The 253-nt window shown below is 58.5% G+C and carries 1 pseudogene; it reads left to right on the top strand.

What is annotated here, in order from left to right:
* Positions 1–199: pseudogene (locus ACZYOF_RS44845) on the top strand (hypothetical protein); the annotation flags it as partial.
* Between the last annotated feature and the right edge of the window lie 54 nt (positions 200–253).

Below are 253 nucleotides of genomic sequence, written 5' to 3'. Positions count from 1 at the left end.
TGATGACCTGACATTCGAACGAAGTCTGGCGTTCCTGAGGCACCTGGAGCAAGAGCGCGGTAACTCGGTGCGTACTCGCAATCAACGGCGGGCAGCACTGAACACCTTCTTTGCCTACCTCGCGGTGGGGGATGTCCCGATCGGTGTTGAACTACGTCGGGCCGACGTTGCCAGAATGAATGTTACGCGGCCCTTGTGACATGGGCAACGGGCTTGATCGTCATGGGATTGTGGTGAGCTTGAAGGGCCGCAC

The sequence above is a fragment of the Bradyrhizobium sp. LeoA1Lang genome (assembly GCF_055413685.1).
The sequence above is the reverse complement of the archived record's forward strand: the minus strand, read 5'-3'. Positions and strand labels throughout refer to the sequence as shown.